The sequence below is a fragment of the Allobosea sp. CS1GBMeth4 genome, from assembly GCF_900185715.1.
In the GTDB taxonomy this organism is placed as follows: Bacteria; Pseudomonadota; Alphaproteobacteria; order Rhizobiales; family Beijerinckiaceae; genus Allobosea.
The window spans coordinates 148277-172600 of sequence record NZ_FYAS01000002.1; the positions used below are offsets into that span (position 1 = coordinate 148277).

The following is a 24324-nucleotide window of genomic DNA, read 5'->3' on the forward strand; positions in this document are numbered from 1 at the left end:
AGGGTTTGAACGCAGGCGCGATCCCGAGGGAGGCGCGGGGCTGGGCGGCGTCGCAGTCGACGGCTGCGTGCCGAATGTCGATGTCGAAATGTCGAGGCAGCGCCACTGGCCGCTGCCCAGCCCCCGCGCGCGGTTTTCTTTCGAGCCTTCGTCGTGTGTTGCGTCCGGCTGGACCGGGGTGCCTGCCCCGAACGACGAAATCCCTCCGTGGTGGAAGGAGCAAGCTCGCGAAAGTGGATCGCACTTCCGCGGAGCCGGGCTCCTCCGGGCTCGCAAGGCCCTGTCGCCACGAAACACCGCTCTCCCGCCCGGCCTCATGATGCCTCGCGAAGCCCCCTCGGTTCGGGCGGGACAGGCGAAGCATAAGCGGGGTTTCGGGAGCGGGGATCGATTGGGGATATATCCCCGCGGGCTTCGCCGTCAGGCCCGCCCTTATGGCGAGCATCCACGTCTCGACCACGGCGCCTGGTCGACCGGGCGAAAACGTGGATGGCCGGGACGAGCCCGACCATGACGGGAAGGGCGCGGGGAACCCCTCCGCCTTGTGGGGAAGGGCAGGGGCGGGGGGCGCAAAGTCGAACCGACTTCGCCGGGAACCGGCTGGTCCGCTTCTACAAATCGCCTCGTACCCGGTCGTTCGTCCGCCATCCCCATGCCCTTCCCCACAAGGGGGACGGACGGAGGCAAGGCGATCAGCCTTTCGCCGAGGCATCCCTGCGGGAGCAGGTCGGGGCGCGGTTCCGGCGGCTCAGGCGGCGGTGCCGTTGAGCAGGCGCTGATAATGCTCGGCGTGCTGATAGCAGCGCTCGGCCTCGATGCGGTCGCCGGCGCGGGCCCTGGCCTCGGCCAGGGTCCGGTAGCGCTCGCAGTTCGCCTGCGCGCTGGCGCCCGGCATCGTCCGCCGGGGCGCGGCGCGCCCTTCCGAGCGGGGGGCGCGGTTCTTCGACGTCATGGGTTGGTGCGTGGTCATAACCAGCTTCCTCATCCCAGCATTTTCCGGACGATCCGGCGCAGTTCCTCGCGGCTGAGGCCGCAGGGCTGCGGCTTCCAGTCGGCGGCGGCTCTCGGCTGCATGGCGGCGATGTCGGCGCCATGGCGGGACTCAGTCGGCTTCAGTCTTGTCGTATCTTGCATGTGTACTCGTTTATCGCGCGGCGGAGGCCACGCGGCGTAATGGGACATCGCCGTCCAGGGACGCCGATGCTGCTGCCGTCTGCAGCAATCAAATTGTCGACGGAGGGGCTGGAGGCTCGCCGCGATCCCCGATGAGAGACCAGCGAATCCATCCTGCGCCGTTCTTATAGCCCGGCATTGTGGCCGAATGAGGTTGACCGGTCCGAGGCTCAGGGAAAATGGTCCGCCGGAGCGGTGGCCGTGCGATGGCGGCATGGCCCATTGAGATTCTTCTCGATGGCTGTCATCGCCGCATTCACCGACAGGAACGGCCCCTTCCGGATATCGCTCAGGCGGGCGACCTGCTCCTCCGACAGGACGATCCAGCAGCTGCCGTGCGCGTCGCGAACGATCGAGCAGATCGGGCGCTCGAGCAGGTCGGAGACGCCCCAATTGCCGGCGCCGTCATGCCACACGGTCGTATCCATGACGTCCTCCGGGCCTGCCACCCATATGGCGACTGGCGCGGCGATTGTAAGGGCCGCAAGCCGGCGGGCACGGAAAAGGCCCGCCCTCGCGGGCGGGCCGAGGCTACGCAACGGGTACGCCACGCGACTTCGGATCGATCACTCGATCACCTGGACGATGCGGCGCGTGCCGGGCTCGACCAGGACGGGCCGGTTGTTGACCACGGTGTAGCGATAGGTGCTGCTGACGCCGTATTCCTGCGGCACCGGATAGTAGGTCACGCCGGTGGCGGGCAGGGTGGCGCCGACGACGACCGGCTGGTCGTAGCTGTAGGAGGTCGGCCGCTGCTCGACGACATAGCGCTGGAAGCGCGGCGCCATCTCGCTGCTGATGCCCGGCGGCTCGGGCAGGCCGTTGGGCTGGCCCTGATTCTGCGCCATCACGGCGCTGGAGCCGAGGACGAGGCCGGCGGCCAAGATGACATGCTTGAGCATGGGTCTGGTCCTTTCTCTGGTTCGGGATGGGTGGACGTCACGTCCGATCCTCCCTAGCCAACGAGGCGGCGGAGCCGATGTTCCCGCATCGCCCGCCGGATTGTCGGCGAGCGCACGCTTCCGGCGCCGCGGGCATCCAGGCGGAACCGGAGCGGCCGCACGTCAGGCCGCCCGGTCGAGCGCGACCACGATGTCGGTGTATTCGGGCTCGTGCGGCGCGAGGTTCCGGTGGGTGTCGTCGCCCCAGCGGGCGAGCTTGACCACGCGGCCCATGCCGTCGGCGCCGCCATCCACCTGCACAGGCTCGATGATCGTCAGCCCGCCGGCGTCGAGGAAGAAGGTGTGCTCGCCGAAGAGCTCGCTGAGCTGGAGGGTGACGGGATGGTTCTCCGGCACGGCCTGGGCCTCGATCTGGTGCAAGGCGCTGTCGATGCGGGCTTCGGTCAGCTTCATGGTCGGTCCTCTCTCGGAAGGGAGACGGATCAGCCGGTCGGCCCCGGAGGATCCGATCGGATCCGGCTCGCATGGCGCTGCGCAGGACGGGGCAGGAGCGCCGGGCTGCCCGTGGCCGGTGCCGGGCCCGGCTTGCGCCGGCGGCCCGGAGTGGCGGAGGCTCAGATCGTCTCCGCGGCGATCAGGGTGAGGTCGCCGTCCTCGTCGAGCGCGGCGGCGATCACCCAGGCCGAATTCATGCCCCTGGCCTGCAGCGCCCTGGCGGCGGCGGGAATGGCGTCGATCGCCTGCCTGAGCCGCTGCAGCTCGTCGGGGCTGGTCTGCGCGACGGCGCTGTCGACCTGCACGCGCAGCTGCGGCGGCAGCGAGCCGCGCTCGACCACGGTCGCATTGCGGATCGCGGCCGGGTCCTGGAGGCCGGGATGATCGGGGAAGGGGGCCTGCGCCAGCGCGCCGCCCGCGAGCAGCGCGAGGGACAGGCAGGCGGCCCCGGCGAGGTTGCGCATCGCGCTCTCCTTTCCATCGCTGGAGGGAGGATGGGCAAAGGCCCGATGCGGAACGAGGCTAGGCGCGAAATCCGGTCAAGCTCTGGCGCCGGTCTGACCGTTCCGCGGAATCAATGCGTTCGAAATGGGATGAACGCGGCGGGGCTGCGCGTCAGTTGATCCGCTCGGGGAGCTTCGCCGTGCTCGCCGCGCCGGGCTCGCCGGCGGGCTTCGCCGGCTGCCAGACGGTGGAATTGTCCTTCGGCGCCGAGACCAGATAGCGGAGCTGGCTCTTGGCCCTGGCCGAGAGCAGCGGGCTCGTCTGGAAGCTGGCGAAGTTGGCGTAGGCGCGCGCGCCGCCGTCGAAGACCACGACACGATCCTTCAGGACGATGACGTCGCCCTTCTTCAGCGTCTCGTCCTTGAGATACCAGAACGGGTCGTCGGCGTATTCCATCGGCTTGGCGAGCAGGGTCTTCGGCCCGTCCTGCCCGGTGCCGACGACCTTCTTGCGCTTCGGCCGCACGGTCATGTGCAGCGGACCGCTCTCCGGACGCGGCGCCACGGCCGGGCGCGGCGGGATGCCGAACAGGGTCTCCCAGAAGCCGGCGGCAGCCGCCGGCGCGGCGAAGGCTGCCGCGCTCAACCCGGCGGCGACGGCGATGAGTTGTCGAAAGGACGGCACGGCTGAAATCCCCAGCTCCGCAACCTGAGATAGCAACGAGTCCATGCAACCTCAATGACGATGACGCGACGTGATGAACGGGTTCTTCGTCAAATTTCTGCGATTGCGCCGAGCCCGTTTCGAGATCGTTGAGCCGTCACCGGGCTCCGGCGCCTGTGCCCGCGCCGACGCCGTGGCGGCCGGTGCATTGCAACCAGGCGTCGGGTCGCTACGTTCCGCTGTGGAGAGGGACGAATCCGGAGCGCAAGGCGAGATGGCTGCGATTGACCTGCCGGCACGGCCCTTCGATGCCGACGGTGCCCGGACGAGCCTGTTCCAGGCCCTGCTGGCGACGATCGCGCGCCATGGAGGGAACCGCGTCGCGCTGGAGGATCCGGAGCGCAAGCCGCTCAGCTACGGCGGGCTGGTGCTGGGGGCACTGGTGCTCGGCCGCAAGCTCGCGGCGCTGACGCGGCCTGGCGAGAGGGTCGGGCTGATGCTGCCCAATGTCCAGGGCCTGGCGGTGACGCTGTTCGGCCTTTCGGCGTTCGGCCGCGTGCCGGCGCTGCTCAACTTCACCGCGGGCCTGAAGAACCTCAATGCCGCCTGCGAGATCGGGCCGATCTCGACCATCGTCACCTCGCGCCGCTTCATCGACCAGGCCAAGCTCGACGACGTCGTCGCGGCGCTGTCGCCGGGGCGGCGGGTGATCTATCTCGAAGATGTCCGCAAGGGCCTGACCAGCCTCGACAAGGCGCTCGGCGCGCTGGCGGCGCTGGCGCCCGGGCTGGTGCATCGCCGCCATGCGGGCCGCCCGGACGACCCGGCCGTGCTGCTGTTCACCTCCGGCACGGAGGGCAAGCCGAAGGGCGTGGTGCTGAGCCATGCCAATCTGGTCTCGAACGCCCGCCAGGTCTTCCGGCACGCCGAAGGCGCGATCTCCGAGCGCGACGTCTTCATGAACCCGCTCCCGGCCTTCCACTCCTTCGGGCTGACCGCCGGCATCCTGGTGCCGCTGCTGCACGGGATGAAGGTCGTGCTCTATCCGAGCCCGCTGCACTACAAGCAGGTGCCGAAGCTGATCGGCGAGACCAAGGCGACCTTCCTGCTCGCGACCGACACGTTCCTGCAGGGCTATGCCCGCGCCGCCGATGCCGGCGATCTCGGCAGCGTGCGCTATGTCGTCGCCGGAGCGGAGCGGGTGAAGCCGGAGACGCGGGCGATGTGGCAGCCCTACGGCACCACCATCCTCGAAGGCTATGGCTGCACCGAGTGCTCGCCCGTGCTGGCCGTGAACACGCCGAAGGCGATGCGCGAGGGCAGCGTCGGCCGGCTCCTGCCGGGCATCGCGGCGAAGCTCGAGCCGGTCGAGGGCATCCACGAAGGCGGGCGGCTCTGCGTCAGGGGCCCCAACGTGATGCTGGGCTATCTCGACGCCGAGCGGCCGGGCAGCATCGTGCCGCCGGAGGGCGGCTGGCACGACACCGGCGACATCGTCGTAATCGAGGACGGCTTCGTCGCGATCAAGGGCCGGGCGCGGCGCTTCGCCAAGCTGGGCGGCGAGATGGTCTCGCTGGCGGCGGTCGAGAGCATGATCGCAGGCTTGTGGCCCGGTCACAGTCACGTGGTCGTGGCGCTGCCGGATTCGCGCAAGGGCGAGCAGCTCGTCCTCGTCACCGAGAAGCCCGACGCCGAGAAGAAGGCGCTGCAGGACGAGGCCAGGCGCCAGGGTTTCCCGGAACTGTGGCTGCCCAGGGCGATCCTGGTCACCGGCTCGATTCCGGTGCTCGGCAACGGCAAGATCGATTATGGTGGCACGCGCGAGCTCGCCATCACGATGAGGCCGCTGCTGTGACGCCACAATCGCATGATCAGGGAGGGCGCATGATCGCGCTCATTCCGCTCGTCCTCGCCCGCGCGGCGGCCTTCGCCGTGGCCGGGTTCGCGCTGGCGCCGGCCGACCTCGCCGCCCAGGCCGCCGGCCAGACCTATGTCCGCCGCGACGAATGCATCGAGGCCGGCAGGCTGTCGGCCGAGCAGTGCGAGAACGCCTATCGCAACGCGCGCGCCGAATTCGAGCAGAAGGCGCCGCGCTATGCCTCGCGTGCGGCCTGCGAGCGCGCCCACAAGCGCTGCGGGGCGCAGGTCTCGACCACGGGCGGCTGGGATGCGCTGGCGCGCGGCGGCGGCGGGGCGAGCTATGTGCCGCGCTTCGTCGGTATCCGCGTCACCGGCGAGGGCGCCGCCGGCAGGACGCTGCCGATCATCGAGGGCTCGGCGAAAGTCGCGTTCTCGCCGCGCCAGGTCGCGGCGCTCGACGACAAGGTCGCGGCCCGCCGCGCGGTGATCGGCGGCGGCGATGGCGGCCGCGGCCAGCACAGCCAGCAGGCGAGCGGCCCCTATATCCGCCGCGGCGACCGCGACGACACGGTGCGCGTGCCGATGGAGCAGAAGAAGATCGGCTCCGACGTCGCGCCAGGGCTCTATGTCGATCCCGACGGCGTCGAATGGTACAAGCCGGCGCGAAGGCGGTGAACGCCGCGCAACCGGCGCTTGTCGCCGGACCTTCGCGCCGCTAACCAGTTCCGCCGCGCGGACGTGGCGAAACTGGTAGACGCAAGGCACTTAAAATGCCTCGCCGGAAACGGCATGCGGGTTCGATCCCCGCCGTCCGCACCATCCTGCATTGCCCCGGGGCGGCTCAGCCCTGCGTCGGCTTCCAGCCCGCCGCGGGGACGGTGTTGATCATCCAGGGCACGCCGAACCTGTCGACCAGCGAGCCGAAGCCGGGCGACCAGAAGGTCTCGCCGAACGGCATCACCGCCTTGCCGCCTTCGCAGAGCCGATCGAACCAGCGCTGCGCCTCGGCCCGGTCGCCGGTGTGCAGCGTGACGTCGAAGCCGTTCTTGGGCTTGTCGATGTTCGGGGCCCAGCCGATGTCCATGTCGGCGCCCATCAGAGCCTGGTCGCCGACCTCGAGCCAGCAATGCATCAGCCAGCTCTTGTACTTCTCGTCGCTGATCGGCATGTCCGGAGGCGCGTCGGCATAGGGCATGGCCGCCGTGATCTTGCCGCCGAGGACCTCGGCGTAGAACTCGAACGCCTCGCGGCACTGGCCGCGAAAGCTCAGGCTGGTCACGATCTTCATGGTCGTCTCCTCTCAGGGTGGCAGCCGGCGCCGCCTCACGTCAGCTCACGGCGCCGCAATTGGGTTGGTATCAACCTTGCGGGCCTCGGCGATGTCAATCGCCGTGGGGTGGGGCGCTGCGCGGTCCTGACAGGACTTGTCAGGCCGGGCGAGATACAAACCGTTCGGTATGTATCTCGCCGGCGGCTCGCTCCCATCCGGGCCGGACGGGGTTCGGCCACCGGCCGGAGGGGCGTGCCAAGCGGCGATCGCAAGGAGGAGACGATGATGAAGCTCTACGGATTCGGACCGACGCGGACCCTGCGGGCGATGTGGGGGCTGAAGGAGCTCGGCGTGCCCTTCGACTACGTCCATGTCGACCTGCTGGGCGGCGGGGCGCAGACGCCCGAGTTCCTGAAGCTCAACCCCGCGGGCAAGCTGCCGGTGCTGGTCGACGGCGCGCATGTCCTGCCCGAATCGGCAGCGATCATCCTGTATCTCGCCGAGAAATTCCCGGAGAAGCGCCTGCTGCCGGACGATGTCGGCGAGCGCGCGCAGGCCTATCGCTGGATCATGTTCGCGATGACCGAGCTGGAGCAGCCGCTCTGGCGCATCGCCAAGCACAGCTTCCTCTATCCCGAGGAGAAGCGGCTGCCGCAGGACATCGCCCTGGCCCGCGGCGAGTTCAGGCGCATGGCGGCCGTCCTCGAAGCCCATATGGAAGGGCGCGCCTTCATCGTCGGCGACCGGATGGGCGCGGCCGACTGCGTCACCGCCTATCTCATGGACTGGGCGAACGAGCAGGACCTGCTCGACGGCTTCCCGCGGCTGAGCGGCTATCTCGAGCGCATGTATGCGCGCCCGACGGCGCCGCCGCGGATCGCGGAAGCCTTCGCCGCCGTGCAGCCGGCGGCGTAGCGACGCCGGTCAGTCCGGGCGTCCGGCGGCGAGAGCGGCGGCGCATTTCGACCAGAGGCGCTCGCCCAGCGCCGCGAGGCCGAGGCCGGTCAGCCCGCCGGTGATCTTGACCAGCGCGTCGAGCGCGCGGGCATGCCGGCTCGCCTCGAAATGCTGGGCGAGCTCGAGCCCGGCGGCGCCGGCGACGATGCAGAGGAGAATCAGCCCCTTGCGTGCCGGGTAGGCGGTGGCGAGCGCGGCGGCGGCGACGAGATAGGCGGCGAAGCGCTCGAGCTGCGGGCCGGCGAGATGGGGACGGGCGCCGATCGGCGACAATGTCGCGAAGACGACGAGGGCGACGGCGCTCCAGCCGATCAGCGCGGCCCAACGGCGTGCCGGCGGCGCGAATCCGGACCGGCGCGGCCCCGTCCTTCCTGCTTCCCGCTGTCCCATGCGATCTCCGGAAAGCAGAAAGGGCCCAAGCGGTCTATCGCTCAAGCCCTTGAAACTGCTGGCTCCCGGAGCAGGATTCGAACCTGCGACCAATCGATTAACAGTCGATTGCTCTACCGCTGAGCTATCCGGGATCGGTGGGCGGCGTATAGCGACGCTGCCGGCCGGGTGCAAGCCTTTTGCTGGCATCGGCCGGAGAAAATCGCGGCTGCGCGACCTGCCCCATCGTCAATCCACATGACGGCGCTTGTTTCGGTTGCGATGCGCGGCGGCATGTGGTTATAGGCGCCGCTGTGGAGCGCGCTTCGGCGGCGCTCCCGGATGGCCTCGTGGCGGAGTGGTTACGCAGAGGACTGCAAATCCTTGCACCCCGGTTCGATTCCGGGCGAGGCCTCCACCTTCTTTCCGATCCGACGATCCCGTCCAGATGCAGCGCATCTAGCGCCGGCGCCTGAAGCGCTCCAGCCAGCCGAGGCACCAGGTCGCGAAGCGCGCCATCGGCCGCTGCAGCGGCGGCACATCGGCCGCCAGCAGCATCAGGCCGAGCGGGAGCATCCAGACGCCGAGCACCGGCAGGAAGGAGAAGACGCCGCCGGCGATGAGGACGAGCCCGGCCGGGACCCTGACCAGGCGCGAACGGCGATGCTGGAGCCAGCGCATCGCCTTGGCGAACCGGGGAGGGAGCTCGGCCTCGATGCGCTTGAAGGCGGCTCTGAGTTCGTGTCTTGCTGGCCGAAGGCGCATTTCACCTCGATGATCGCTGCCCGGTGGAAACGCGCAGCTCGCCCGTTCGTTCGCGTGGGCGCCGAGGGGACAGGTATGCGGTCGCTCCGGTTTTTCCATGGCGGCTCGGACAACGGGCGCCCGAGCCCGCACGGTTCGGCGGGAGCGGCGCGGGCCGCCCGGAGGAGGTGGTCGCGGCGGCGGCTTGCCTTTTGCGGCGGCCTCGCCCAAAAACCGCGGGCAGGCTCGGTGCCCGTCCGGGTGCCTTCCTTCGGAGATCTTGAGCATGAGCAGCTTCGCCGAACTGCGGCGCATGATGGTCGATTGCCAGTTGCGCACCTATGACGTGACCGATCGTGCCGTGCTCGCCGCCGCCGACTCGGTGCCGCGCGAAGCCTTCCTGCCGGCCGCGCTGGCGCAGCTCGCCTATCTCGACCGCCAGGAGCCGCTGCCAGGTACGAGCCGGGCCCTGCCGGCGCCGATGGTGACGGCGCGGATGATCCAGGTGCTGGATCTGCAGCCGGGCGAGGAGGTTCTCGAATATGGTGGCGGCTCGGGCTATGGCGCGGCGCTGATGGCGGCGATGGGCGCGAAGGCGACCCTGCTCGAGCCGGACGAGGCTGCGCTGGGGCTGGCGCGCGCGGCCTTCGACCAGCCGGGCGTGCCGGCTGCCGAACTCGTCGCGAGCCTGCCCGCCGACAGGCAGTTCGACGCCGTGCTGGTCAGCGGTGCCTGCGAGACGCAGCCCGAATCGCTGTTTCGGCATGTCCGCCAGGGCGGCAGGCTGATCGCGATCGAGGGGATCGGGCGTTCGGCGCGGGTGATGCTCTATCGCAAGGCCGGCGAATCGATCTCGGGCCGTCCGGTCTTCGATGCGGCGGCGCCGGCGCTGCGCGAATTCCGGAAAGTCGAGGCGTTCGCGCTCTGAGGGCGGTTGTCCCCAGGAGAGGTAATCCGTCGGAACTAATCCCGGCGGAGGTGTCGCATTTTTGCGGCAGTCGAGGATTGAAAAGCGGCCGGCTCCTCTCGCAACATTGGCGGGGCGAGCTGCGAAGCTTATGATTTTAAATCAAGTGCCGAGGCTGGGGCGATGCCTGGGCGTGACTAGAGTCCGCACAAGAGGCGTCCAGTGATTGTAACGCGACCCGACCGGAAGAAGACCGCGAGCCGTCTGGTGATGGCCGGCATGCTGGGAGCCCTGACCGGCTCGCCGGCGCTGGCACAGACGATGGATGCGGCGCTCGCGCGCGCCTATTCGGCCAATCCGACGCTGAACGCGCAGCGCGCAGCGGTGCGCGCGACCAATGAGAACGTGCCGCAGGCGCTCTCGGGCTACCGGCCGCGCATCACGGCTTCGGCCGATATCGGTGCCAGCATCACCGAGAGCGACATTCCGGCGGGGGCCCAGGGCGCCACCCACAGCCGCAATGTCTCGCGCTTCAACCCACGCGGCGCGGGGCTCCAGGTCGACCAGAACATCTTCGACGGCGGCAAGACCCGCAGCTCCGTCAGCCAGGCCGAATCGCAGGTGCTGGGCGCGCGCGCGACTTTGCGCAACACCGAGCAGAACGTTCTGCTCGACGCCGCCACCTCCTATATGAACGTGCTGCGCGACACCGCGATCCTCAATCTCAACCGGAACAACGTCGAGGTGCTCGAGGAACAGCTGCGCCAGACGCGCGACCGGTTTCAGGTCGGCGAGGTGACGCGCACCGACGTGGCGCAGGCCGAGGCGCGCCTGTCCTCGGCGCAGTCGCAGGCGATCCTGGCGGAATCCAACCTCAAGACCTCGATCGCACGCTATCGCCAGAATGTCGGGGCGGAACCGAAGCAGCTCGCGCCCGGCCGCCCGGTCGAGAACCTGATGCCGAAGTCGCTGCCGCGGGCGCTGAGCCTCGCGCTGCAGGGACACCCGGCGATCATCGCGGCGCTGCATGGCGTCGACGCGGCGGAGCTGCAGGTCAAGGTCACGGAGGCCGATCTCTACCCGACCCTCGGCGTGCGCGGCCTGGTGACGCAGCGCTACGACAACCAGTTCTTCGGCGACAACCGCACCTCGGCCAGCGCGGTCGCGACCCTGACGATCCCGATCTATGAAGGCGGCCAGGTCTATTCGCGCACGCGCCAGGCGAAGGAGACGGCCGGGCAGCGCCGGATCGAGGTTGACACCTCGCGCGACACGGTGCGCGCGGCCGTCGTGTCCGCCTGGGGGGCGCATGAGGCGGCCAAGGCGCAGATCAGCTCCGCGCAAGCTCAGGTTCAGGCCGCCGAGACCGCGCTCGCCGGCGTGCGCGAGGAGGCCAAGGTCGGCCAGCGCACCACGCTCGACGTGCTCAACGCCCAGCAGGAGCTGGTCAGCGCCCGCGCCTCGCTGGTGACGGCGCAGCGCGACCGCGTCGTCGCATCCTACGCCGTCCTGTCCGCGGTCGGACTGCTCTCGGCGGAGACACTGAAGCTCAAGGCCGAGCGTTACGACGCCCGCAGGCATTACGACCAGGTCAAGGGCCTGCTCTGGGGCACGCAGACGCCGGACGGCCGCTGAGCCGGCCTGGCCGCCGGCGCGGCGCAGCGCCGGCGCAACACTCCGGATTTCTCCTGTGGGCCGGCCTCCAGCCGCCTTGCCTGCCGGTTTCCCGGTGAAATACTCATCATGCGGGGCGCGCTGATTCCATGGGCGCTCCATGAGTCGAGTGACCGGAATCAGCATGAGCGCGCAGCCCAAGGCCAATGAACCCTCGATGGAGGAAATCCTCGCCTCCATCCGGCGGATCATCGCCGATGACGAGAAGCCTGCCGCGCCACCGGAGGAGGCCGCTCCGGAGCCCGCCGCGCTCGCGCCTCAGCCGCAGCCCGAGCCGGTCGAGGACGATGTGCTCGATCTCGGCGCCGAGGCCGAGCGCATCGAGGAACCGGCGCCCGAGCCGGCCGCGGAGCCGGCCGACGATATCGATTTCGCCGAGCCGCAGGCCGCGGCCCCCGTCGAGCCCGCACCCGAGCCGGTTCAGCCCGAGGCTTTCGTTCCGCCGCCGCCGGCGCCGCCCCAGCCCGCCCCGGTGGACATGACCGCGCTGATCTCGGACCAGACCGGCGCCGCCGTGCAGAGCGCCTTCGGCGCGCTCGCCAACACCGTGCTCAGCAACAATGCGCGCACGCTGGAGGATCTGGTCAAGGACATGCTGAAGCCGATGCTCAAGACCTGGCTCGACGACAATCTGCCGTCGATGGTCGAGCGCCTGGTCCGCGCCGAGATCGAGCGCGTCGCCCGCGGCGGACGGCGCTGAGTAGCGCATCGCCCCGCCCGCCTGCCGCGGACGGGGCTTCTGATCTTATCCTAACGCAGATCGCAGCCGTCGGCCGCGAAACGGCCGGCTCACCGGCGCGACCTTCGCTCCCGCAGCGGAGAGCGGAAGGCGCCGCCTTCATTCAGGCTCTGGATGGCGTAGCCGGCGAGCGCCATCAGCGCGGTCTGCGGGCCCAGCCGCGCGACCAGAAGCTGCAATCCCAGCGACAGGGGGCGGGGATAGCGGCCGGATGCCGCCTCCGACGCGACCCAGGCGCCGACGAGATGGACGAGAAGCCTCATCGTCTGGTCTCCTCAGAGCAGGACTTTGCGGTTGCTGCCGAGATCGGGCCGCGTCCCGGTGACGGCGGCCGCCGCCATCTTGACCGTGGTGACGATCTTGCCGGGGCTGTCCCAGAACTCGGCCAAGGTGGGCCGCACCTTGAGGATGCGGATGTTCGGGTCGTCCTTGCTCTCCCAGAAGGCGCGCGCCGCCGTCGACCAGAGCTCGGCGACGCGGGCGCGATCGTCGAGCAGGTTGGCGGTGCCGGAGACCGAGACATAGCTCTGCGCGCCGCTGCCGGCGAAGCACAGGCAGACGTTCTCGTTGATCTCGATCTCGTCGTCCTTGTGGGCGCGCAGATCGGTCAGGAAGTAGATCGCATCCTCGTCGCGGCGCGGATGAGCGCTCATCGGGCGGCCGCGCAGGACCTCGCCGCCATCGTCATGGCTGACGAGCATGCACAGGCCGATCTCCTCGATCAGCTCCCAGACGCGGTCCCGATCCCTCTTGCGGGTCATGGTCGGCTCCTCTTGCAGTCTTGTTCCCAACTGCGGAGCAGCGGCCGAGGTTCCACGCGGCGCAGGCGAGGGGCCTCGGGCGCGCCGGCGCATCGAAGTCGTTGACGCGGGGCCGTCGCATGCGCTCTTAAGGCCGCAGACCTTTTGGCTTTCGTTTTTCGCGGCCGGGGCAGGCTCCCCGGCCGTTCGACGTTCGAGCAGAGCGATGATGGACAAGACATTCGAGCCGGCCGCCGTCGAGGCGCGCATCAGCAAGGCCTGGGAGGAGGCGGACGCCTTCAAGGCCGGGCGCGGAGCGGCACCCGGGGCCGAGCCCTATTGCATCGTGATCCCGCCGCCGAACGTCACCGGTTCGCTGCATATGGGCCACGCGCTCAACAACACGCTGCAGGACGTGCTCTGCCGCTTCGAGCGCCTGCGCGGCAAGGACGTGCTCTGGCAGCCGGGCACCGACCATGCCGGCATCGCGACGCAGATGGTGGTCGAGCGCAAGCTCGCCGCCGAGAACAAGACCGACCGGCGGTCGATGGGGCGCGAGGCCTTCCTGGCCGAGGTCTGGAAGTGGAAAGAGGAGTCGGGCGGGACGATCGTCAACCAGCTCAAGCGCCTCGGCGCCTCCTGCGACTGGTCGCGCGAGCGCTTCACCATGGACGAGGGGCTCTCGGCCGCCGTTCTCAAGGTCTTCGTCGGGCTGCACAAGCAGGGGCTGATCTACCGCGCCAAGCGGCTGGTGAACTGGGATCCGAAATTCCAGACGGCGATTTCCGACCTCGAGGTGGTCCAGGTCGAAAAGACCGGCACGTTCAAATGGCAGCGCGGCGGCGAGGAGGCGTTCGACGCCGCCAGGCTGGAGAAGGCGCTGGCGAAGGACCCGAACGGCCATCTCTACTACTTCGACTACCCGATCGAGGGCGCGGCCTACGATCCGGAGAACCCTGCGACCTACATCACCGTCGCGACGACCCGGCCGGAGACGATGCTGGGCGACACCGGCGTCGCGGTGCATCCGGAGAACGAGAGGCTCAAGAGCCTGATCGGCCGGAACGCGGTGCTGCCGCTGGTCGGCCGGGTCATCCCGATCTTCGGCGACGACTATGCCGATCCGGAGAAGGGCACCGGCGCGGTCAAGATCACGCCGGCGCACGATTTCAACGACTTCGATGTCGGCAAGCGCAATTCCCTCCGAGTCGTCAACATCCTGGACGGGGAAGCTCGCATCCTGATTCAGGAGAATGCCGAGTTCCTGGAGGGCGCCGCGCCGGAAGGCGAGACGCTGGCGCTGCATGGCCTCGACCGCTTCGCCGCGCGCAAGGCCGTGGTCGGGCTGATGGCGGCGCGCGGGCTCCTGCGCAAGGTCGAGCCGAACACCCACACCGTGCCGCATGGCGACCGCTCGGACGTGGTGATCGAGCCTTGGCTGACCGACCAATGGTATGTCGACGTCCAGCCGCTGGCGCAGCGCGCGCTCGCGGCGGTCAGGGACGGCAAGACCAGGATCACGCCGGAGAGCTGGACCAGGACCTATAATGACTGGCTCGAGAACATCGAGCCCTGGTGCGTCTCGCGCCAGCTCTGGTGGGGCCACCAGATCCCGGCCTGGTACGGGCCGGACGGCGAGTGCTTCGTCGCCGAATCCGAGGCCGGCGCGCAGGCCCTGGCGCTGGCCCATTACGGCGACCCGGTCGAGCTCAAGCGCGACGAGGACGTGCTCGACACCTGGTTCTCCTCGGCGCTATGGCCGTTCTCGACCCTGGGCTGGCCGGAGGAGACGCCGGAGCTCAAGCGCTATTACCCGACCGCGACCCTGGTCACGGCCTTCGATATCATCTTCTTCTGGGTCGCCCGGATGATGATGATGGGCCTCAACTTCATGGGCGAGGTGCCGTTCCGCGACGTCTACATCCACGCCATCGTTCGCGACGAAAAGGGCGCGAAGATGTCGAAGTCGAAGGGCAACGTCATCGATCCGCTGGTGCTGGTCGACAAATACGGGGCGGATGCGCTGCGCTTCACGCTCTCGGCGATGGCGGCGCAGGGGCGCGACATCAAGCTCGCGACCTCGCGCGTCGAGGGCTATCGCAATTTCGCGACGAAGATCTGGAACGCGGCGCGCTTCGCCGAGATCAATGGCTGCCTGCGGGCGGAGGGGTTCGATCCGGCCACGGCCAGGCTGCCGCTCAATCGCTGGATTCTGTCCGAGGCGGCGCGCACGGCCGAGGCGGTCGCCGCCGGCATCGAAAGCTTCAAGTTCAACGAGGCGGCGGACGCGGCCTATCGCTTCGTCTGGGGCCAGTTCTGCGACTGGTATCTCGAACTGTCGAAGCCGGTTCTGCAGGCCGAGGAGCTCGACGCGGCCGGCACCGCGGCGCGGGCGGAGACGCAGGCGACGGTCGCCCATGTCATCGACCTGATCTGCCAGCTGCTGCACCCGTTCATGCCGTTCCTGACCGAGGAGCTCTGGGCGCAGAAGGCCAATGCCGGGGCGCCCCGCGCCGTGCCGGCCGGCGAGGCGGGCCTGGTCTGCCTGACGCGCTGGCCGGAGCTGTCGGCGCTGGTCGACGAGACGGCGGAGGCCGAGATCGGCTTCGTGGTCGACCTGATCTCCGACATCCGCTCGATCCGTTCCGAGACCAATGTCCCGGGCGGAACGCAGGTGCCGCTGGTGCTGGTCAAGGCGAGCGCGGCGACGAGGGCGGCGGTCGAGGTCTGGGCCCCGATGATCGAGCGGCTGGCGCGGCTCTCCGCGATCGAGTTCGCCGAGGAGGCGCCGGGCCAGTCGGCCCAGATCATCGTGCGCGGCGAGGTGGCGGCGCTGCCGCTCGCCGGCATCATCGACCTCGACGCCGAGCGGGCGCGCCTCACCAGGGAGCTCGGCAAGCTCGACCAGGACATCGCCGCCGTCGATCGCAAGCTCGGCAATCCGGACTTCATGGCGCGGGCGCCGGAGGAGATCGTCGAGGAGAACCGCGAGCGCAAGGCCGCCGCCGAGGCGCGCAAGCTCAAGATCATGGAGGCGCTCGAGCGGCTCCGCTGAGCCGCTCCGCAATCCCGACACGAATCCGTCGCGCATTCGACGCCGGGATGCGCGATGGACTCCGGAGCTGCATCCGGTCGGCCTGCGGTGCAAGCCGATCGGAACGGGCTCTAGCCCAAGAGAATCTCTGGCCTGATCGCGCCAGATGGATTAATGCATGGGACGCAGGGCCGCCCTGCAACCGGCGCGAGAACCCAGGATCGGTTTTTCACTTCATGCTCAAGCGTGCTTATGACTGGTGCGTTTCGTACGCGTCCCACCCGGCTGCGCCCTGGCTGCTCTTCGCCATCACCTTCATCGAAAGCTCGGTGAGCCCGCTGCCGCCGATCCCACTGCTGATCCCGATGTGCATCGCGCGGCCCGACCGGGCCTGGTTCTATGCCGGCGTCTGCTCGCTGGGCGCGGTCACCGGCGGCTATCTCGGCTATGCGATCGGCGCGCTGCTCTATGAGTCGGTCGGCGCCTGGCTGATCGGCATCTACGGCCTGCAGGAGAAGGCGGCGCACCTGATCCACACCTCGCAGGACTACTGGTTCTGGGTGCTGCTGACCAAGGGGCTGACGCCGATCCCGTTCAAGATCGTCACGATCATGTCCGGCTTCCTGCATTTCGACATCTGGAAGTTCACGCTCGGCATGGTGATCTCGCGCGTCACCTTCTTCGCGATGATCGCGGTCGCGCTGCGCTTCTATGGCGACAACATCCGCATCTTCATCGAGAAGCATTTGCCGATGACCGCGCTGGCGCTGGCGGTGGTCGTCATCGGCGGCTTCTTCGTGCTGCCCATGGTGCTCTGAGAGCCTTCGGAGGCACCAGGCAGCCCTCGTTCCGGAAGGCCGCGCGGGCGGCCGCCCGGCGAATGAAGGCCGGGGGGACGCGCCGGGCCCGGGCGAAGACACGTCAGACCGCCACATTCCGTCGAGAGACCGGTCGCACGCCGCTGACCTTTCGGGCGGCGCCGCCTTATGGTCGTGCGGGGACGATGCAGCGGTGGAGGGTTCGATGCGGCTGCGCCAAGGACCGGAGCGCGGAGAATGAGCGTCCGCCGTCCCGATCTCGCCAGGCTCGATTTCGCCCATTTCGCCCGGCAGTTCGACCGCTGCCTGCGCCAGGACCGGGTCATCGCCTTCTCGCAGTGGCGCGACATCGTCGCGGCGGTGCCTCCCGACCTGCAGGATTTCTTCTGGCGCGTCGTCGAGGTGAATCTCAGCCCGGCCGGCGAAGCGCGGCTGCGCAGCCTGCGTGACTGGCGCGGCTTCTACGGCGAGATCCTCGACGCCCGCTTCCGGCGACCCTCGGCCGACCGGCCGCAATTCCGGACGCCGAAGCAGGCATTCGATTCCTATTCGGCGATCTTCTGGCGTTTCGGCTCGGCGCAGGCGCGCTTCGACCTCGCCTTCGGCCGCCTCGTCCTCCTGGCGCTGCGCAAGGAGAGCAGCACCATCGCCAACCATGGCAAGGGTTCCTATGACGACCTCGTCGTGGTGATGCGCCGGACCGGGCGCTTCCGCGAGCTCTCGACCTTTCCGATCTGCACCGAGCCGGGCGCGCAGTATTCGCAGCGTGCGGGCAGCGGCGACAAGCGCTACAAGGGCGTGAAGTTCAGCAAGGCCGACGGCGTCGACGTCAACAATGACCGCATCAAGGATGCCGGCCGGCTGATCGAGGGCACCTACCAGTATTTCGAGAAGAAGGGCGGCTTCCTCGGCGACCGGGCCTTCCAGGTGAAGACGACGCAGGTCGCCGAGCGCGACACCGATGGCGACGGGCGCTTCACGCAGGACGACAAGAGCCGCATCGACACGAAAGGGGCGGGGACCAGCATGTACATCCACCGCGGCGGGGCGGACACGGTCCTCGAGCCAAACACCTGGTCGGCCGGCTGCCAGACCGTGCCGAAGAACCGCTATCCGACCTTCCTCAAGGCGGTCGGCAAGCCCAGCGCCTTCTATTATGTGCTGGTCAATGCAGCGTCGTGACGCCCTCGGCCTGATCGCCGCTCTTCTGCTCGCAGCCCCCGGAGCGCGGGCGCAGCCGGACGGCGTCGCGCCGGCGCCGGCCGGGCAGGTCGCCTGCTCCTTCGGCGCCTTCGTCAGCGAGACCGATCCGCAGGGGCTCAATGTCCGCGCCGGCCCGGGCACGAGCCACAGGGTGGTCGGCACGCTGCCGCCGGTGAAGCTCAGCGGCGACGATCCGCCGGTGCGCGCCATGGTCGAGGTCGAGGTCAGCGCCGGCGCCAATGGCTGGTTCAGGATCGCCAAAGCGCGCGACAACGAGCTTCTGACCGAGGCGGCGCCGCGCCCGATGTTCAAGGGCTCGGGCTGGGTGAGCGGGCGCAAGCTGACGGTGAAGTCGCAGGCGACGGCCGGCCGGCAGAGGCCGGATGCCAGGGCGGCCGCCATCCTCTCCGGCCAGGACGGCATGGGCTTCGACGGCGACGCCTTCGTCCGGAACGGCCGGCTCCTCGGCTGCAGCGGACGATGGGCGCTGGTCGAATACGGGCCGTTCCCGGCGGGCAGCGAGGTTCTGTCAGGCCTCGCGATCGAGCCGGCCGCCAGGGCGGGGGCGGAGGCCGGCCGCTTCCGCGCCTGGGTCGACCGCATCTGCGCGACGCAGGAGACGAGCTGCGACGGCGGCTGAGAGCGCGATCGCCTCCCTCTCCCCTTGCGGGAGAGGGCCGGGGTAGGGGGCGCGCGACGCTGATCATGAGCGTTCCGCGACGCTTTCCGAAGCTTTCAAGAGCTGTGCCCCCCCTCATCCGTCTCGGCTTCGCCGAGCCACCTTCTCCCGCAAGGGGAGAAGGGAGGCGCGCGCTATCGCTTGCGGAACACCACGCTGAGATTGTTCGCCGGCATCGCCGTGACCTGCGGCTCGCCCAAGCCGGCGGCGGCGGCGAGCTCGGCCACGGCCTCGAGCTCGCGCAGGCCCCATTTCGGATTGCGCCGGCGCAGGCTGTCGTCGAAGACGGCGTTGCTGGGGGCGAGCGGCACGCCGCCCTGGCGATAGGGGCCGTAGAGATAGAGCGGGCCGCCGGCCGGCAGGAGCCGCGCCGCCTGCCGGATCAGCCCCTCCGTCGCCGCCCAGGGCGAGATGTGGACCATGTTGATGCAGAGAACCGCCTCGGCCCGGGCGACCGGCCAATCCCGGGCGGTGGCATCGAGGCGGATGGCCGGGCGCAGATTGGGCAGGCCGCTCTCCGCCGCCCAGGCGTCGATGCTGGCGAGCGCCGCGGGGTCGGGGTCGCTCGGCTGGAAGACGAGGCCGGGGAAGGCGGCGGCGAAATGGACGGCGTGCTCGCCGGAGCCGCTCGCGACCTCGAGCACCAGGCCGCTGGCCGGCAGGACCTCGCTCAGCACGGCCAGGATCGGCTCGCGATTGCGCTGCGTCGCCGGAGCGAATTGGCGGGAATCGTCCTGGGGCATCGCCTTCTCCCATCGCGTTCGACCGTCGATGCGTTATAAGCGGCGCAGAAGCAGGCCGATACAGAGTGCGGCGCTGCAGCTCCCGAGCCGGTTTTGTTAACGGAGATCTTGATCGTTGTCGTCCTCACCGTCATCAACGGTGTGCTCGCCATGTCCGAACTCGCGGTGGTCTCGTCCCGCCCGGCACGGCTGAAGGTCCTCAGCGATCAGGGCAGCAAGGGGGCCGCGACGGCGATCCGCCTGGCCGAGAATCCCGGCCGCTTCCTCTCGACGGTCCAGATCGGCATCACGCTGGTCGGCGTGCTCTCCGGCGCCTTTTCGGGCGCGACGCTGGGCGCCCGCCTGTCGGAATGGCTCGGCACGCAGGGCCTCTCGAACACTGTGGCCGACGCGCTCGGCGTCGGCACCGTCGTCGTGCTGATCACCTATCTTTCGCTGATCGTCGGCGAACTGGTGCCGAAGCAGATCGCCCTGCGCGACGCCGAGCGGGTCGCCGCGCGCGTCGCCCCGACCATGGCGCTGATCGCCAAGGTCGCCTCGCCCCTGGTCTGGTTGCTCGACGCCTCGGGCCGGCTGATGCTGGCGCTGCTCGGCCAGAAGGGCGAGCCTGAGGAGACCGTCACCGAGGAGGAGGTCCGCACCATCATCGCGGAGGCCGAGACCGCCGGCGTGCTGGAGCGCGACGAGCGCGAGATGATCTCCGGCGTGATGCGCCTCGCCGACCGTTCGGCGCGGGCGCTGATGACGCCGCGCCGCGAGGTCGAGGTGATCGATCTCGCCGATTCGCTCGAGGAGATCCGCAGCCAGGTGCGCGCGACCAGGCGCAACCGGCTGCCGGCACAGGATGGCGAGGCCGATTCGATCATCGGCATCATCGAGATGAAGGAGCTGTTCGAGGCCCTGGCCGACGACAAGGTCGAGCTGCGCGGCCTGGTCCGCGAGGCTCCGGTCGTGCTCGACACCACCGGCGCGCTCGACGTGCTGCGCGCGATCCGCGCGACGCATGTCCACATGGCGCTGGTCTTCGACGAGTACGGCCATTTCGAGGGGATCATCACCTCGAGCGACGTGCTCGAGGCGATCACCGGCGCCTTCCAGGACGAGGACGAGGAGGAGCCGGCGATCGTGCCGCGGGCCGACGGCTCCTTCCTTGTCGCCGGCTGGATGCAGGTCGACGAGTTCTCGCACGAGCTCGGCATCCATGTGCCGCGCGACGCCGACTACCAGACCGTCGCCGGCTTCGTGCTGGCCGAGATGAACCGGCTGCCCAATGTCGGCGAGAGCTTTCAGAAGGGCCATTGGCGCTTCGAGGTGGTCGATCTCGACGGCAGGCGGATCGACAAGCTGCTGGTCAGCCGGGTGGATTGATCCGGCGAACGCAGCTTTGTCGTCATGGTCGGGCTTGTCCCGACCATCCACGTCTTTCCGGATGCAATGCGGTGTTCGAGACGTGGATGCTCGCCACAAGGGCGAGCATGACGCGAGTGCGATTGACGCCACGAAATCCCGGTGATCTAAACTCTCCGCAGGGGCCAGTCGCGACCGCCCCGTGAGGCGTCAGCCCAAGGATCGCGTCCACTCTCCTTGGTACAAGGATGGACGCTCATGTCTTCCAACATCCAGATCACGCCTGCGCAATTGTCCCGGCTCGTCGGCCTGCCGGACGCGCCGATCCTGATCGATGTCCGCATCGACGAGGATGTCGCCGCCGATCCGCGCCTGCTGCCGGCGAGCGAGCGGCGCAGCCATCGCGACGTTGCTGAATGGGCCGGCGCCTATGCCGGCGGCAAGGTCGTCGTCATCTGCCAGCGCGGGCAGAAGCTCAGCGAAGGCGTCGCCGCCTGGCTGCGCCATGAGGGCGTCGCGGCGGAGAACCTCGCCGGCGGCTTCGAGGCCTGGCGCGAGGCCGGCGGGCTGCTGGTCGAACCCGGCAAGCTGCCGAAGCGCGATGCCGGAGGGCGCACCCTCTGGGTGACACGCGCGCGGCCCAAGGTCGACCGCATCGCCTGTCCCTGGCTGATCCGCCGCTTCGTCGACCGCGAGGCGGTCTTCCTGTTCGTCTCGGCCTCGGAGGTGCCGGCGGTCGCCGATCGCTTCGGGGCGACGCCGTTCGACATTGACGGCGTGTTCTGGAGCCATCGCGGCGAGCGCTGCAGCTTCGACACGATGATCGAGGCGTTCGGATTGTCGTCGCCGGCGCTCGACCAGCTCGCGACGATCGTGCGGGCGGCCGACACGGCCCGGCTCGACCTCGCGCCGCAGGCCGCCGGCTTCCTCGCGGCGTCGCTCGGCCTGTCACGGATGTATCGCGACGATCTGGCACAGCTCGAGGCCGGCATGCTTCTCTATGACGCCTTCTATCGCTGGTGCCGCGATGCGAGCGAAGAAACCCACAACTGGCCGTCCGTGCCGGTGAAGAGCTGAGGACCGGACGATGACGGCCGCGACGAACGAGGGGGCGGCGACGGCCCCCCCCGCCACGCCGAGCCTCGCCGAGGCGACGCGGGTCTGGCTCAGGGTCGGCCTGCTTTCCTTCGGCGGGCCGGCCGGGCAGATCGCCCTGATGCACAAGGAGCTGGTCGAGGACCGGCGCTGGATCGGCGAGCGTCGCTTCCTGCACGCGCTCAACTACTGCATGCTGCTGCCGGGCCCCGAGGCGCAGCAGCTCGCCACCTATATCGGCTGGCTGATGCACCGGACGGCGGGAGGGCTGATCGCCGGCCTGCTCTTCATCCTGCCGGGCGCGCTGGTGATGTGGGGCCTCTCCCTGCTCTATGTGCTCTACCGCCAGATCCCGCTGGTCGACGCGGCCTTCTTCGGCGTCAAGGCGGCGGTGCTCGCGGTGGTGATCGAGGCGGGGCTGAGGATCAGCAGGCGGGCGCTGAAGAACCGGGCGATGATCGCGATCGCCGTGGCCGCCTTCCTCGCGCTCTTCCTGTTCAAGGCGCCGTTCCCGCTCGTCATCCTCGGAGCCGGCCTGATCGGCTGGCTCGGCCAGCGCTGGGCCCCGGCGCTGTTCGGCGGCGGCGGACACGCCGGACAGGACGGCGCGCCGGAGTTCAAGGGCGTCGTCGACCTGATGTTCGAGCGCGGCGAGCTCAGCCATGCGGAGCCCTCCGCGGCGCGGGCACTCAAGGTGCTGGCGCTCTGGCTGCCGCTCTGGCTCGGGCCGGTGGCGCTGCTCTGGTTGAGCGGCGGGGCCGGCAGCGTCTTCGCCCAGATCGGCACCTTCTTCAGCGCCATGGCGGTGGTCACCTTCGGCGGCGCCTATGCCGTGCTCGCCTATGTCGCGCAGGCGGCGGTCGACGGCTATGGCTGGCTCTTCGCCGGCGAGATGGTGGACGGGCTCGGCCTGGCCGAGACCACGCCGGGCCCGCTGATCCTGGTGCTGCAATTCGTCGGCTTCGTCGCCGCCTGGCGGGCGCATGGCGGGCTCGACCCGCTCGTCGCCGGCAGCCTCGGCGGGCTGCTGACGGTCTGGGTCACCTTCGCGCCCTGCTTCCTCTGGATCTTCCTCGGGGCGCCCTATATCGAGGCGCTGCGCGGCAACCGCGCCCTCTCGGCCGGGCTCACCGCGATCACGGCGGCGGTGGTCGGCGTCATCGCCAATCTCGCGCTCTGGTTCGGCCTGCACGTCCTGTTCCGGGTCGTGCAGCCGGTCGTCATCGGCCCGCTGGCGCCCGATCTGCCGGTGCTGGCCTCGCTCGACTGGCGAGCGGCCGTGCTCGCCGTCGCGGCGATGATCGCGCTGCTGCGCCTCAAGCTCGGGATGATCCCGGTGCTGGCGGGCTGCGCCGCTGCCGGGATCGTGCTGGCGCGACTGCCGGCATGACGGTGGTTGTTGCGCCGGGCGGAATTCTGAACTGCCTCCAGCGGCGATTGTGATCCGATCATGGAATGGTCATCTCGACGGCGGAGGCCAGCGAGATGACACACCGTTTCCTCGAGATCGCGACCACGCCCGCCGTCAGGGCGGCGCAGGAGGCGCAGGGCAGCCGGCGCACCTACGCCAGGCAGGAGCAGGGCGAGCCGCATAACGACCGGCTCGGCGAGGCCGAGGCCGACTTCATCGCGGCGCGCGATTCCTTCTATCTGGCGAGCGTGTCGGAAACCGGCTGGCCCTATCTGCAGCATCGCGGCGGGCCCGCCGGCTTCCTGCGCGTGCTCGACGAGGCGACGCTCGGCTTCGCCGATCTGCGCGGCAACCGGCAATATCTCAGCCTCGGCAATCTCACGGCCGATGACCGGCTCTGCCTGTTCCTGATGGATTACGGCCACCGGGCCCGGCTCAAGATCTTCGGCCGAGCGCGCTTCCACGATCTCGCGGCCGAGCCGGAGCTGGCACGGCGGCTGATCCTGCCGGATTATCGCGCCGTGCCCGAGCGCGGCGTCACCATCGCGGTCGAGGCCTTCGACTGGAACTGCCCGCAGCACATCACGCCGCGCTTCAGCGAGGCCGAGCTGGCGCCGGCGCTCGCGCCGATACGGCAGAGGCTCGAGGAACTCGAAGCGGAGAATGCCAGGCTGCGGGCGGAGCTTGCGGCGCGTGGCTGAGGCGGACGATCCCGACTGTTCCCGTCAGCGCCGCTCGCCGGGCTCGATCACCCGATACTCCGCGTCGACGATCTCGACGCGGGCGGCTCCGGGCGGCTCGCGGCCGAACGGGTTCTGCGGGTCGATGCCGGCGGCGCGCATGCGGCGGCGCATCTGCCAGGCGGCGAAGGCGCCGCCGGCGATCACGACCGGCACCAGGATCAGCGCCAGGCTCGCCGCGACCAGGAAGAGCAGCACCCCGACGACGAAGGCCCCGGCCATGACGAGCCAGCTCGCCCAGCGCGGCAAGCGGACCAGCCTGGCGCTGGCGGCGTTGTTGAGGTCGATACGGATCATGGCTCGTTTCGTTTCGCGTC

27 protein-coding genes and 3 tRNA genes are annotated in these 24324 nt (G+C 69.5%); 16 read left to right on the forward strand and 14 right to left on the reverse strand.

The window, feature by feature from the left end; all coding sequences use genetic code 11:
• Window positions 1–748: 748 nt before the first annotated feature.
• The 6 genes from CS1GBM4_RS00730 to CS1GBM4_RS00755 all read right to left on the reverse strand — a co-directional run bounded on the left by CS1GBM4_RS00730 (window position 749) and on the right by CS1GBM4_RS00755 (window position 3698).
• Entirely contained in the window at window positions 749–952 is a 204-nt protein-coding gene (locus CS1GBM4_RS00730; protein WP_186416764.1) for a DUF4167 domain-containing protein, read from the reverse strand.
• Window positions 953–1343: 391 nt separating this feature from the next.
• Complete coding sequence (locus tag CS1GBM4_RS00735) at window positions 1344–1601, reverse strand: hypothetical protein (RefSeq protein WP_186416765.1); 258 nt, start codon at window positions 1599–1601, stop codon at window positions 1344–1346.
• Window positions 1602–1739: 138 nt separating this feature from the next.
• Entirely contained in the window at window positions 1740–2075 is a 336-nt protein-coding gene (locus CS1GBM4_RS00740) for a DUF1236 domain-containing protein (RefSeq protein WP_186416766.1), read from the reverse strand.
• A 162-nt stretch (window positions 2076–2237) separates the two neighbouring features.
• Window positions 2238–2528 carry a hypothetical protein gene (locus CS1GBM4_RS00745; protein WP_186416767.1) on the reverse strand — a complete coding sequence of 97 codons (291 nt, stop codon included), beginning with the start codon at window positions 2526–2528 and terminating at the stop codon, window positions 2238–2240.
• 161 nt (window positions 2529–2689) lie between these two features.
• Complete coding sequence (locus CS1GBM4_RS00750; RefSeq protein WP_186416768.1) at window positions 2690–3034, reverse strand: hypothetical protein; 345 nt, start codon at window positions 3032–3034, stop codon at window positions 2690–2692.
• Window positions 3035–3185: 151 nt separating this feature from the next.
• Window positions 3186–3698, reverse strand: a complete 513-nt coding sequence (locus CS1GBM4_RS00755; RefSeq protein WP_186416769.1) for a hypothetical protein — start codon at window positions 3696–3698, stop codon at window positions 3186–3188.
• A 253-nt stretch (window positions 3699–3951) separates the two neighbouring features.
• Here CS1GBM4_RS00755 and CS1GBM4_RS00760 point away from each other — a divergent pair, with 253 nt between their 5' ends.
• From CS1GBM4_RS00760 to CS1GBM4_RS00770, 3 genes are all read left to right on the forward strand, one after another.
• A complete protein-coding gene (locus tag CS1GBM4_RS00760; RefSeq protein ID WP_186416770.1) occupies window positions 3952–5532 on the forward strand; it encodes an AMP-binding protein in 1581 nt (526 codons plus the stop codon).
• A gap of 29 nt (window positions 5533–5561) precedes the next feature.
• Window positions 5562–6212: a DUF1190 domain-containing protein gene (locus CS1GBM4_RS00765; RefSeq protein ID WP_186416771.1), complete on the forward strand. Its 651-nt coding sequence runs from the start codon at window positions 5562–5564 to the stop codon at window positions 6210–6212.
• A gap of 57 nt (window positions 6213–6269) precedes the next feature.
• A tRNA-Leu gene (locus tag CS1GBM4_RS00770) sits at window positions 6270–6356 on the forward strand.
• Between the two features lie 22 nt (window positions 6357–6378).
• Here CS1GBM4_RS00770 and CS1GBM4_RS00775 read toward each other — a convergent pair.
• Window positions 6379–6825: a VOC family protein gene (locus tag CS1GBM4_RS00775; RefSeq protein ID WP_186416772.1), complete on the reverse strand. Its 447-nt coding sequence runs from the start codon at window positions 6823–6825 to the stop codon at window positions 6379–6381.
• A 267-nt stretch (window positions 6826–7092) separates the two neighbouring features.
• Between CS1GBM4_RS00775 and CS1GBM4_RS00780 the strand changes: the two genes are divergently transcribed.
• Entirely contained in the window at window positions 7093–7722 is a 630-nt protein-coding gene (locus CS1GBM4_RS00780) for a glutathione S-transferase family protein (protein WP_244606990.1), read from the forward strand.
• A gap of 9 nt (window positions 7723–7731) precedes the next feature.
• On the opposite strand, the gene CS1GBM4_RS00785 is transcribed toward CS1GBM4_RS00780, so the two are convergent.
• A complete protein-coding gene (locus CS1GBM4_RS00785; RefSeq protein ID WP_186416774.1) occupies window positions 7732–8154 on the reverse strand; it encodes a VanZ family protein in 423 nt (140 codons plus the stop codon).
• 59 nt (window positions 8155–8213) lie between these two features.
• Window positions 8214–8288: transfer RNA gene (locus CS1GBM4_RS00790), tRNA-Asn, on the reverse strand.
• A gap of 189 nt (window positions 8289–8477) precedes the next feature.
• Here CS1GBM4_RS00790 and CS1GBM4_RS00795 point away from each other — a divergent pair.
• Window positions 8478–8551: transfer RNA gene (locus CS1GBM4_RS00795), tRNA-Cys, on the forward strand.
• Between the two features lie 41 nt (window positions 8552–8592).
• On the opposite strand, the gene CS1GBM4_RS00800 is transcribed toward CS1GBM4_RS00795, so the two are convergent.
• Window positions 8593–8814, reverse strand: coding sequence for a hypothetical protein (locus tag CS1GBM4_RS00800; protein WP_348522306.1), 222 nt, complete (start codon window positions 8812–8814; stop codon window positions 8593–8595).
• A gap of 349 nt (window positions 8815–9163) precedes the next feature.
• Between CS1GBM4_RS00800 and CS1GBM4_RS00805 the strand changes: the two genes are divergently transcribed.
• The 3 genes from CS1GBM4_RS00805 to CS1GBM4_RS00815 all read left to right on the forward strand — a co-directional run bounded on the left by CS1GBM4_RS00805 (window position 9164) and on the right by CS1GBM4_RS00815 (window position 12158).
• A complete protein-coding gene (locus tag CS1GBM4_RS00805) occupies window positions 9164–9805 on the forward strand; it encodes a methyltransferase domain-containing protein (protein ID WP_186416776.1) in 642 nt (213 codons plus the stop codon).
• A 201-nt stretch (window positions 9806–10006) separates the two neighbouring features.
• Window positions 10007–11419, forward strand: a complete 1413-nt coding sequence (locus tag CS1GBM4_RS00810; RefSeq protein WP_244606991.1) for a TolC family outer membrane protein — start codon at window positions 10007–10009, stop codon at window positions 11417–11419.
• Window positions 11420–11582: 163 nt separating this feature from the next.
• Window positions 11583–12158 (forward strand): DUF2497 domain-containing protein, encoded by a 576-nt coding sequence (locus CS1GBM4_RS00815; RefSeq protein ID WP_244606992.1) that lies wholly within the window; start codon window positions 11583–11585, stop codon window positions 12156–12158.
• Window positions 12159–12247: 89 nt separating this feature from the next.
• On the opposite strand, the gene CS1GBM4_RS00820 is transcribed toward CS1GBM4_RS00815, so the two are convergent.
• The gene (locus tag CS1GBM4_RS00820; RefSeq protein WP_186416777.1) at window positions 12248–12460 is read right to left on the reverse strand and encodes a hypothetical protein; all 213 of its coding nucleotides are present in this window, start codon (window positions 12458–12460) and stop codon (window positions 12248–12250) included.
• Between the two features lie 12 nt (window positions 12461–12472).
• The gene (locus CS1GBM4_RS00825; protein ID WP_186416778.1) at window positions 12473–12958 is read right to left on the reverse strand and encodes a pyridoxamine 5'-phosphate oxidase family protein; all 486 of its coding nucleotides are present in this window, start codon (window positions 12956–12958) and stop codon (window positions 12473–12475) included.
• Window positions 12959–13163: 205 nt separating this feature from the next.
• Here CS1GBM4_RS00825 and CS1GBM4_RS00830 point away from each other — a divergent pair, with 205 nt between their 5' ends.
• The 4 genes from CS1GBM4_RS00830 to CS1GBM4_RS00845 all read left to right on the forward strand — a co-directional run bounded on the left by CS1GBM4_RS00830 (window position 13164) and on the right by CS1GBM4_RS00845 (window position 18632).
• Window positions 13164–15992 carry a valine--tRNA ligase gene (locus CS1GBM4_RS00830; protein ID WP_186416779.1) on the forward strand — a complete coding sequence of 943 codons (2829 nt, stop codon included), beginning with the start codon at window positions 13164–13166 and terminating at the stop codon, window positions 15990–15992.
• 215 nt (window positions 15993–16207) lie between these two features.
• Window positions 16208–16789: a DedA family protein gene (locus CS1GBM4_RS00835; protein ID WP_186416780.1), complete on the forward strand. Its 582-nt coding sequence runs from the start codon at window positions 16208–16210 to the stop codon at window positions 16787–16789.
• Between the two features lie 237 nt (window positions 16790–17026).
• A complete protein-coding gene (locus CS1GBM4_RS00840) occupies window positions 17027–17971 on the forward strand; it encodes a hypothetical protein (protein ID WP_186416781.1) in 945 nt (314 codons plus the stop codon).
• On the forward strand, window positions 17958–18632 hold the full coding sequence (locus tag CS1GBM4_RS00845) for an SH3 domain-containing protein (protein WP_186416782.1): 675 nt from the start codon (window positions 17958–17960) through the stop codon (window positions 18630–18632). The genes CS1GBM4_RS00840 and CS1GBM4_RS00845 overlap by 14 nt, the downstream gene beginning before the upstream one ends.
• 173 nt (window positions 18633–18805) lie before the next feature.
• Here the strand turns inward: CS1GBM4_RS00845 and CS1GBM4_RS00850 are convergent, their stop codons facing one another.
• On the reverse strand, window positions 18806–19414 hold the full coding sequence (locus CS1GBM4_RS00850; protein WP_186416783.1) for a DUF938 domain-containing protein: 609 nt from the start codon (window positions 19412–19414) through the stop codon (window positions 18806–18808).
• Window positions 19415–19522: 108 nt separating this feature from the next.
• On the opposite strand from CS1GBM4_RS00850, the gene CS1GBM4_RS00855 reads away from it, so the two are divergent.
• From CS1GBM4_RS00855 to CS1GBM4_RS00870, 4 genes are all read left to right on the forward strand, one after another.
• Window positions 19523–20782: a hemolysin family protein gene (locus CS1GBM4_RS00855; protein WP_186416784.1), complete on the forward strand. Its 1260-nt coding sequence runs from the start codon at window positions 19523–19525 to the stop codon at window positions 20780–20782.
• A gap of 237 nt (window positions 20783–21019) precedes the next feature.
• The gene (locus tag CS1GBM4_RS00860; RefSeq protein ID WP_186416785.1) at window positions 21020–21838 is read left to right on the forward strand and encodes a sulfurtransferase/chromate resistance protein; all 819 of its coding nucleotides are present in this window, start codon (window positions 21020–21022) and stop codon (window positions 21836–21838) included.
• 10 nt (window positions 21839–21848) lie between these two features.
• The gene (gene chrA / locus CS1GBM4_RS00865; RefSeq protein ID WP_186416786.1) at window positions 21849–23246 is read left to right on the forward strand and encodes a chromate efflux transporter; all 1398 of its coding nucleotides are present in this window, start codon (window positions 21849–21851) and stop codon (window positions 23244–23246) included.
• A gap of 95 nt (window positions 23247–23341) precedes the next feature.
• Window positions 23342–23968 carry a pyridoxamine 5'-phosphate oxidase family protein gene (locus CS1GBM4_RS00870; RefSeq protein ID WP_186416787.1) on the forward strand — a complete coding sequence of 209 codons (627 nt, stop codon included), beginning with the start codon at window positions 23342–23344 and terminating at the stop codon, window positions 23966–23968.
• Between the two features lie 24 nt (window positions 23969–23992).
• Here the strand turns inward: CS1GBM4_RS00870 and CS1GBM4_RS00875 are convergent, their stop codons facing one another.
• Complete coding sequence (locus CS1GBM4_RS00875) at window positions 23993–24304, reverse strand: hypothetical protein (RefSeq protein ID WP_186416788.1); 312 nt, start codon at window positions 24302–24304, stop codon at window positions 23993–23995.
• Window positions 24305–24324 lie beyond the last annotated feature (20 nt).

What these genes read in the sequence shown, in the direction of transcription:
- CS1GBM4_RS00775 (WP_186416772.1), bottom strand. Translation starts at nt 6,825, where the DNA reads ATGAAGATCGTGACCAGCCTGAGCTTTCGCGGCCAGTGCCGCGAGGCG.
- CS1GBM4_RS00785 (WP_186416774.1), bottom strand. Translation starts at nt 8,154, where the DNA reads ATGGGACAGCGGGAAGCAGGAAGGACGGGGCCGCGCCGGTCCGGATTC.
- CS1GBM4_RS00745 (WP_186416767.1), bottom strand. Translation starts at nt 2,528, where the DNA reads ATGAAGCTGACCGAAGCCCGCATCGACAGCGCCTTGCACCAGATCGAG.
- CS1GBM4_RS00835 (WP_186416780.1), top strand. Translation starts at nt 16,208, where the DNA reads ATGCTCAAGCGTGCTTATGACTGGTGCGTTTCGTACGCGTCCCACCCG.
- CS1GBM4_RS00860 (WP_186416785.1), top strand. Translation starts at nt 21,020, where the DNA reads ATGTCTTCCAACATCCAGATCACGCCTGCGCAATTGTCCCGGCTCGTC.
- chrA (WP_186416786.1), top strand. Translation starts at nt 21,849, where the DNA reads ATGACGGCCGCGACGAACGAGGGGGCGGCGACGGCCCCCCCCGCCACG.
- CS1GBM4_RS00740 (WP_186416766.1), bottom strand. Translation starts at nt 2,075, where the DNA reads ATGCTCAAGCATGTCATCTTGGCCGCCGGCCTCGTCCTCGGCTCCAGC.
- CS1GBM4_RS00750 (WP_186416768.1), bottom strand. Translation starts at nt 3,034, where the DNA reads ATGCGCAACCTCGCCGGGGCCGCCTGCCTGTCCCTCGCGCTGCTCGCG.
- CS1GBM4_RS00730 (WP_186416764.1), bottom strand. Translation starts at nt 952, where the DNA reads ATGACGTCGAAGAACCGCGCCCCCCGCTCGGAAGGGCGCGCCGCGCCC.
- CS1GBM4_RS00830 (WP_186416779.1), top strand. Translation starts at nt 13,164, where the DNA reads ATGATGGACAAGACATTCGAGCCGGCCGCCGTCGAGGCGCGCATCAGC.
- CS1GBM4_RS00825 (WP_186416778.1), bottom strand. Translation starts at nt 12,958, where the DNA reads ATGACCCGCAAGAGGGATCGGGACCGCGTCTGGGAGCTGATCGAGGAG.
- CS1GBM4_RS00760 (WP_186416770.1), top strand. Translation starts at nt 3,952, where the DNA reads ATGGCTGCGATTGACCTGCCGGCACGGCCCTTCGATGCCGACGGTGCC.
- CS1GBM4_RS00815 (WP_244606992.1), top strand. Translation starts at nt 11,583, where the DNA reads ATGAGCGCGCAGCCCAAGGCCAATGAACCCTCGATGGAGGAAATCCTC.
- CS1GBM4_RS00840 (WP_186416781.1), top strand. Translation starts at nt 17,027, where the DNA reads ATGAGCGTCCGCCGTCCCGATCTCGCCAGGCTCGATTTCGCCCATTTC.
- CS1GBM4_RS00735 (WP_186416765.1), bottom strand. Translation starts at nt 1,601, where the DNA reads ATGGATACGACCGTGTGGCATGACGGCGCCGGCAATTGGGGCGTCTCC.
- CS1GBM4_RS00875 (WP_186416788.1), bottom strand. Translation starts at nt 24,304, where the DNA reads ATGATCCGTATCGACCTCAACAACGCCGCCAGCGCCAGGCTGGTCCGC.
- CS1GBM4_RS00870 (WP_186416787.1), top strand. Translation starts at nt 23,342, where the DNA reads ATGACACACCGTTTCCTCGAGATCGCGACCACGCCCGCCGTCAGGGCG.
- CS1GBM4_RS00850 (WP_186416783.1), bottom strand. Translation starts at nt 19,414, where the DNA reads ATGCCCCAGGACGATTCCCGCCAATTCGCTCCGGCGACGCAGCGCAAT.
- CS1GBM4_RS00800 (WP_348522306.1), bottom strand. Translation starts at nt 8,814, where the DNA reads ATGCGCTGGCTCCAGCATCGCCGTTCGCGCCTGGTCAGGGTCCCGGCC.
- CS1GBM4_RS00780 (WP_244606990.1), top strand. Translation starts at nt 7,093, where the DNA reads ATGAAGCTCTACGGATTCGGACCGACGCGGACCCTGCGGGCGATGTGG.
- CS1GBM4_RS00805 (WP_186416776.1), top strand. Translation starts at nt 9,164, where the DNA reads ATGAGCAGCTTCGCCGAACTGCGGCGCATGATGGTCGATTGCCAGTTG.
- CS1GBM4_RS00765 (WP_186416771.1), top strand. Translation starts at nt 5,562, where the DNA reads ATGATCGCGCTCATTCCGCTCGTCCTCGCCCGCGCGGCGGCCTTCGCC.
- CS1GBM4_RS00820 (WP_186416777.1), bottom strand. Translation starts at nt 12,460, where the DNA reads ATGAGGCTTCTCGTCCATCTCGTCGGCGCCTGGGTCGCGTCGGAGGCG.
- CS1GBM4_RS00845 (WP_186416782.1), top strand. Translation starts at nt 17,958, where the DNA reads ATGCAGCGTCGTGACGCCCTCGGCCTGATCGCCGCTCTTCTGCTCGCA.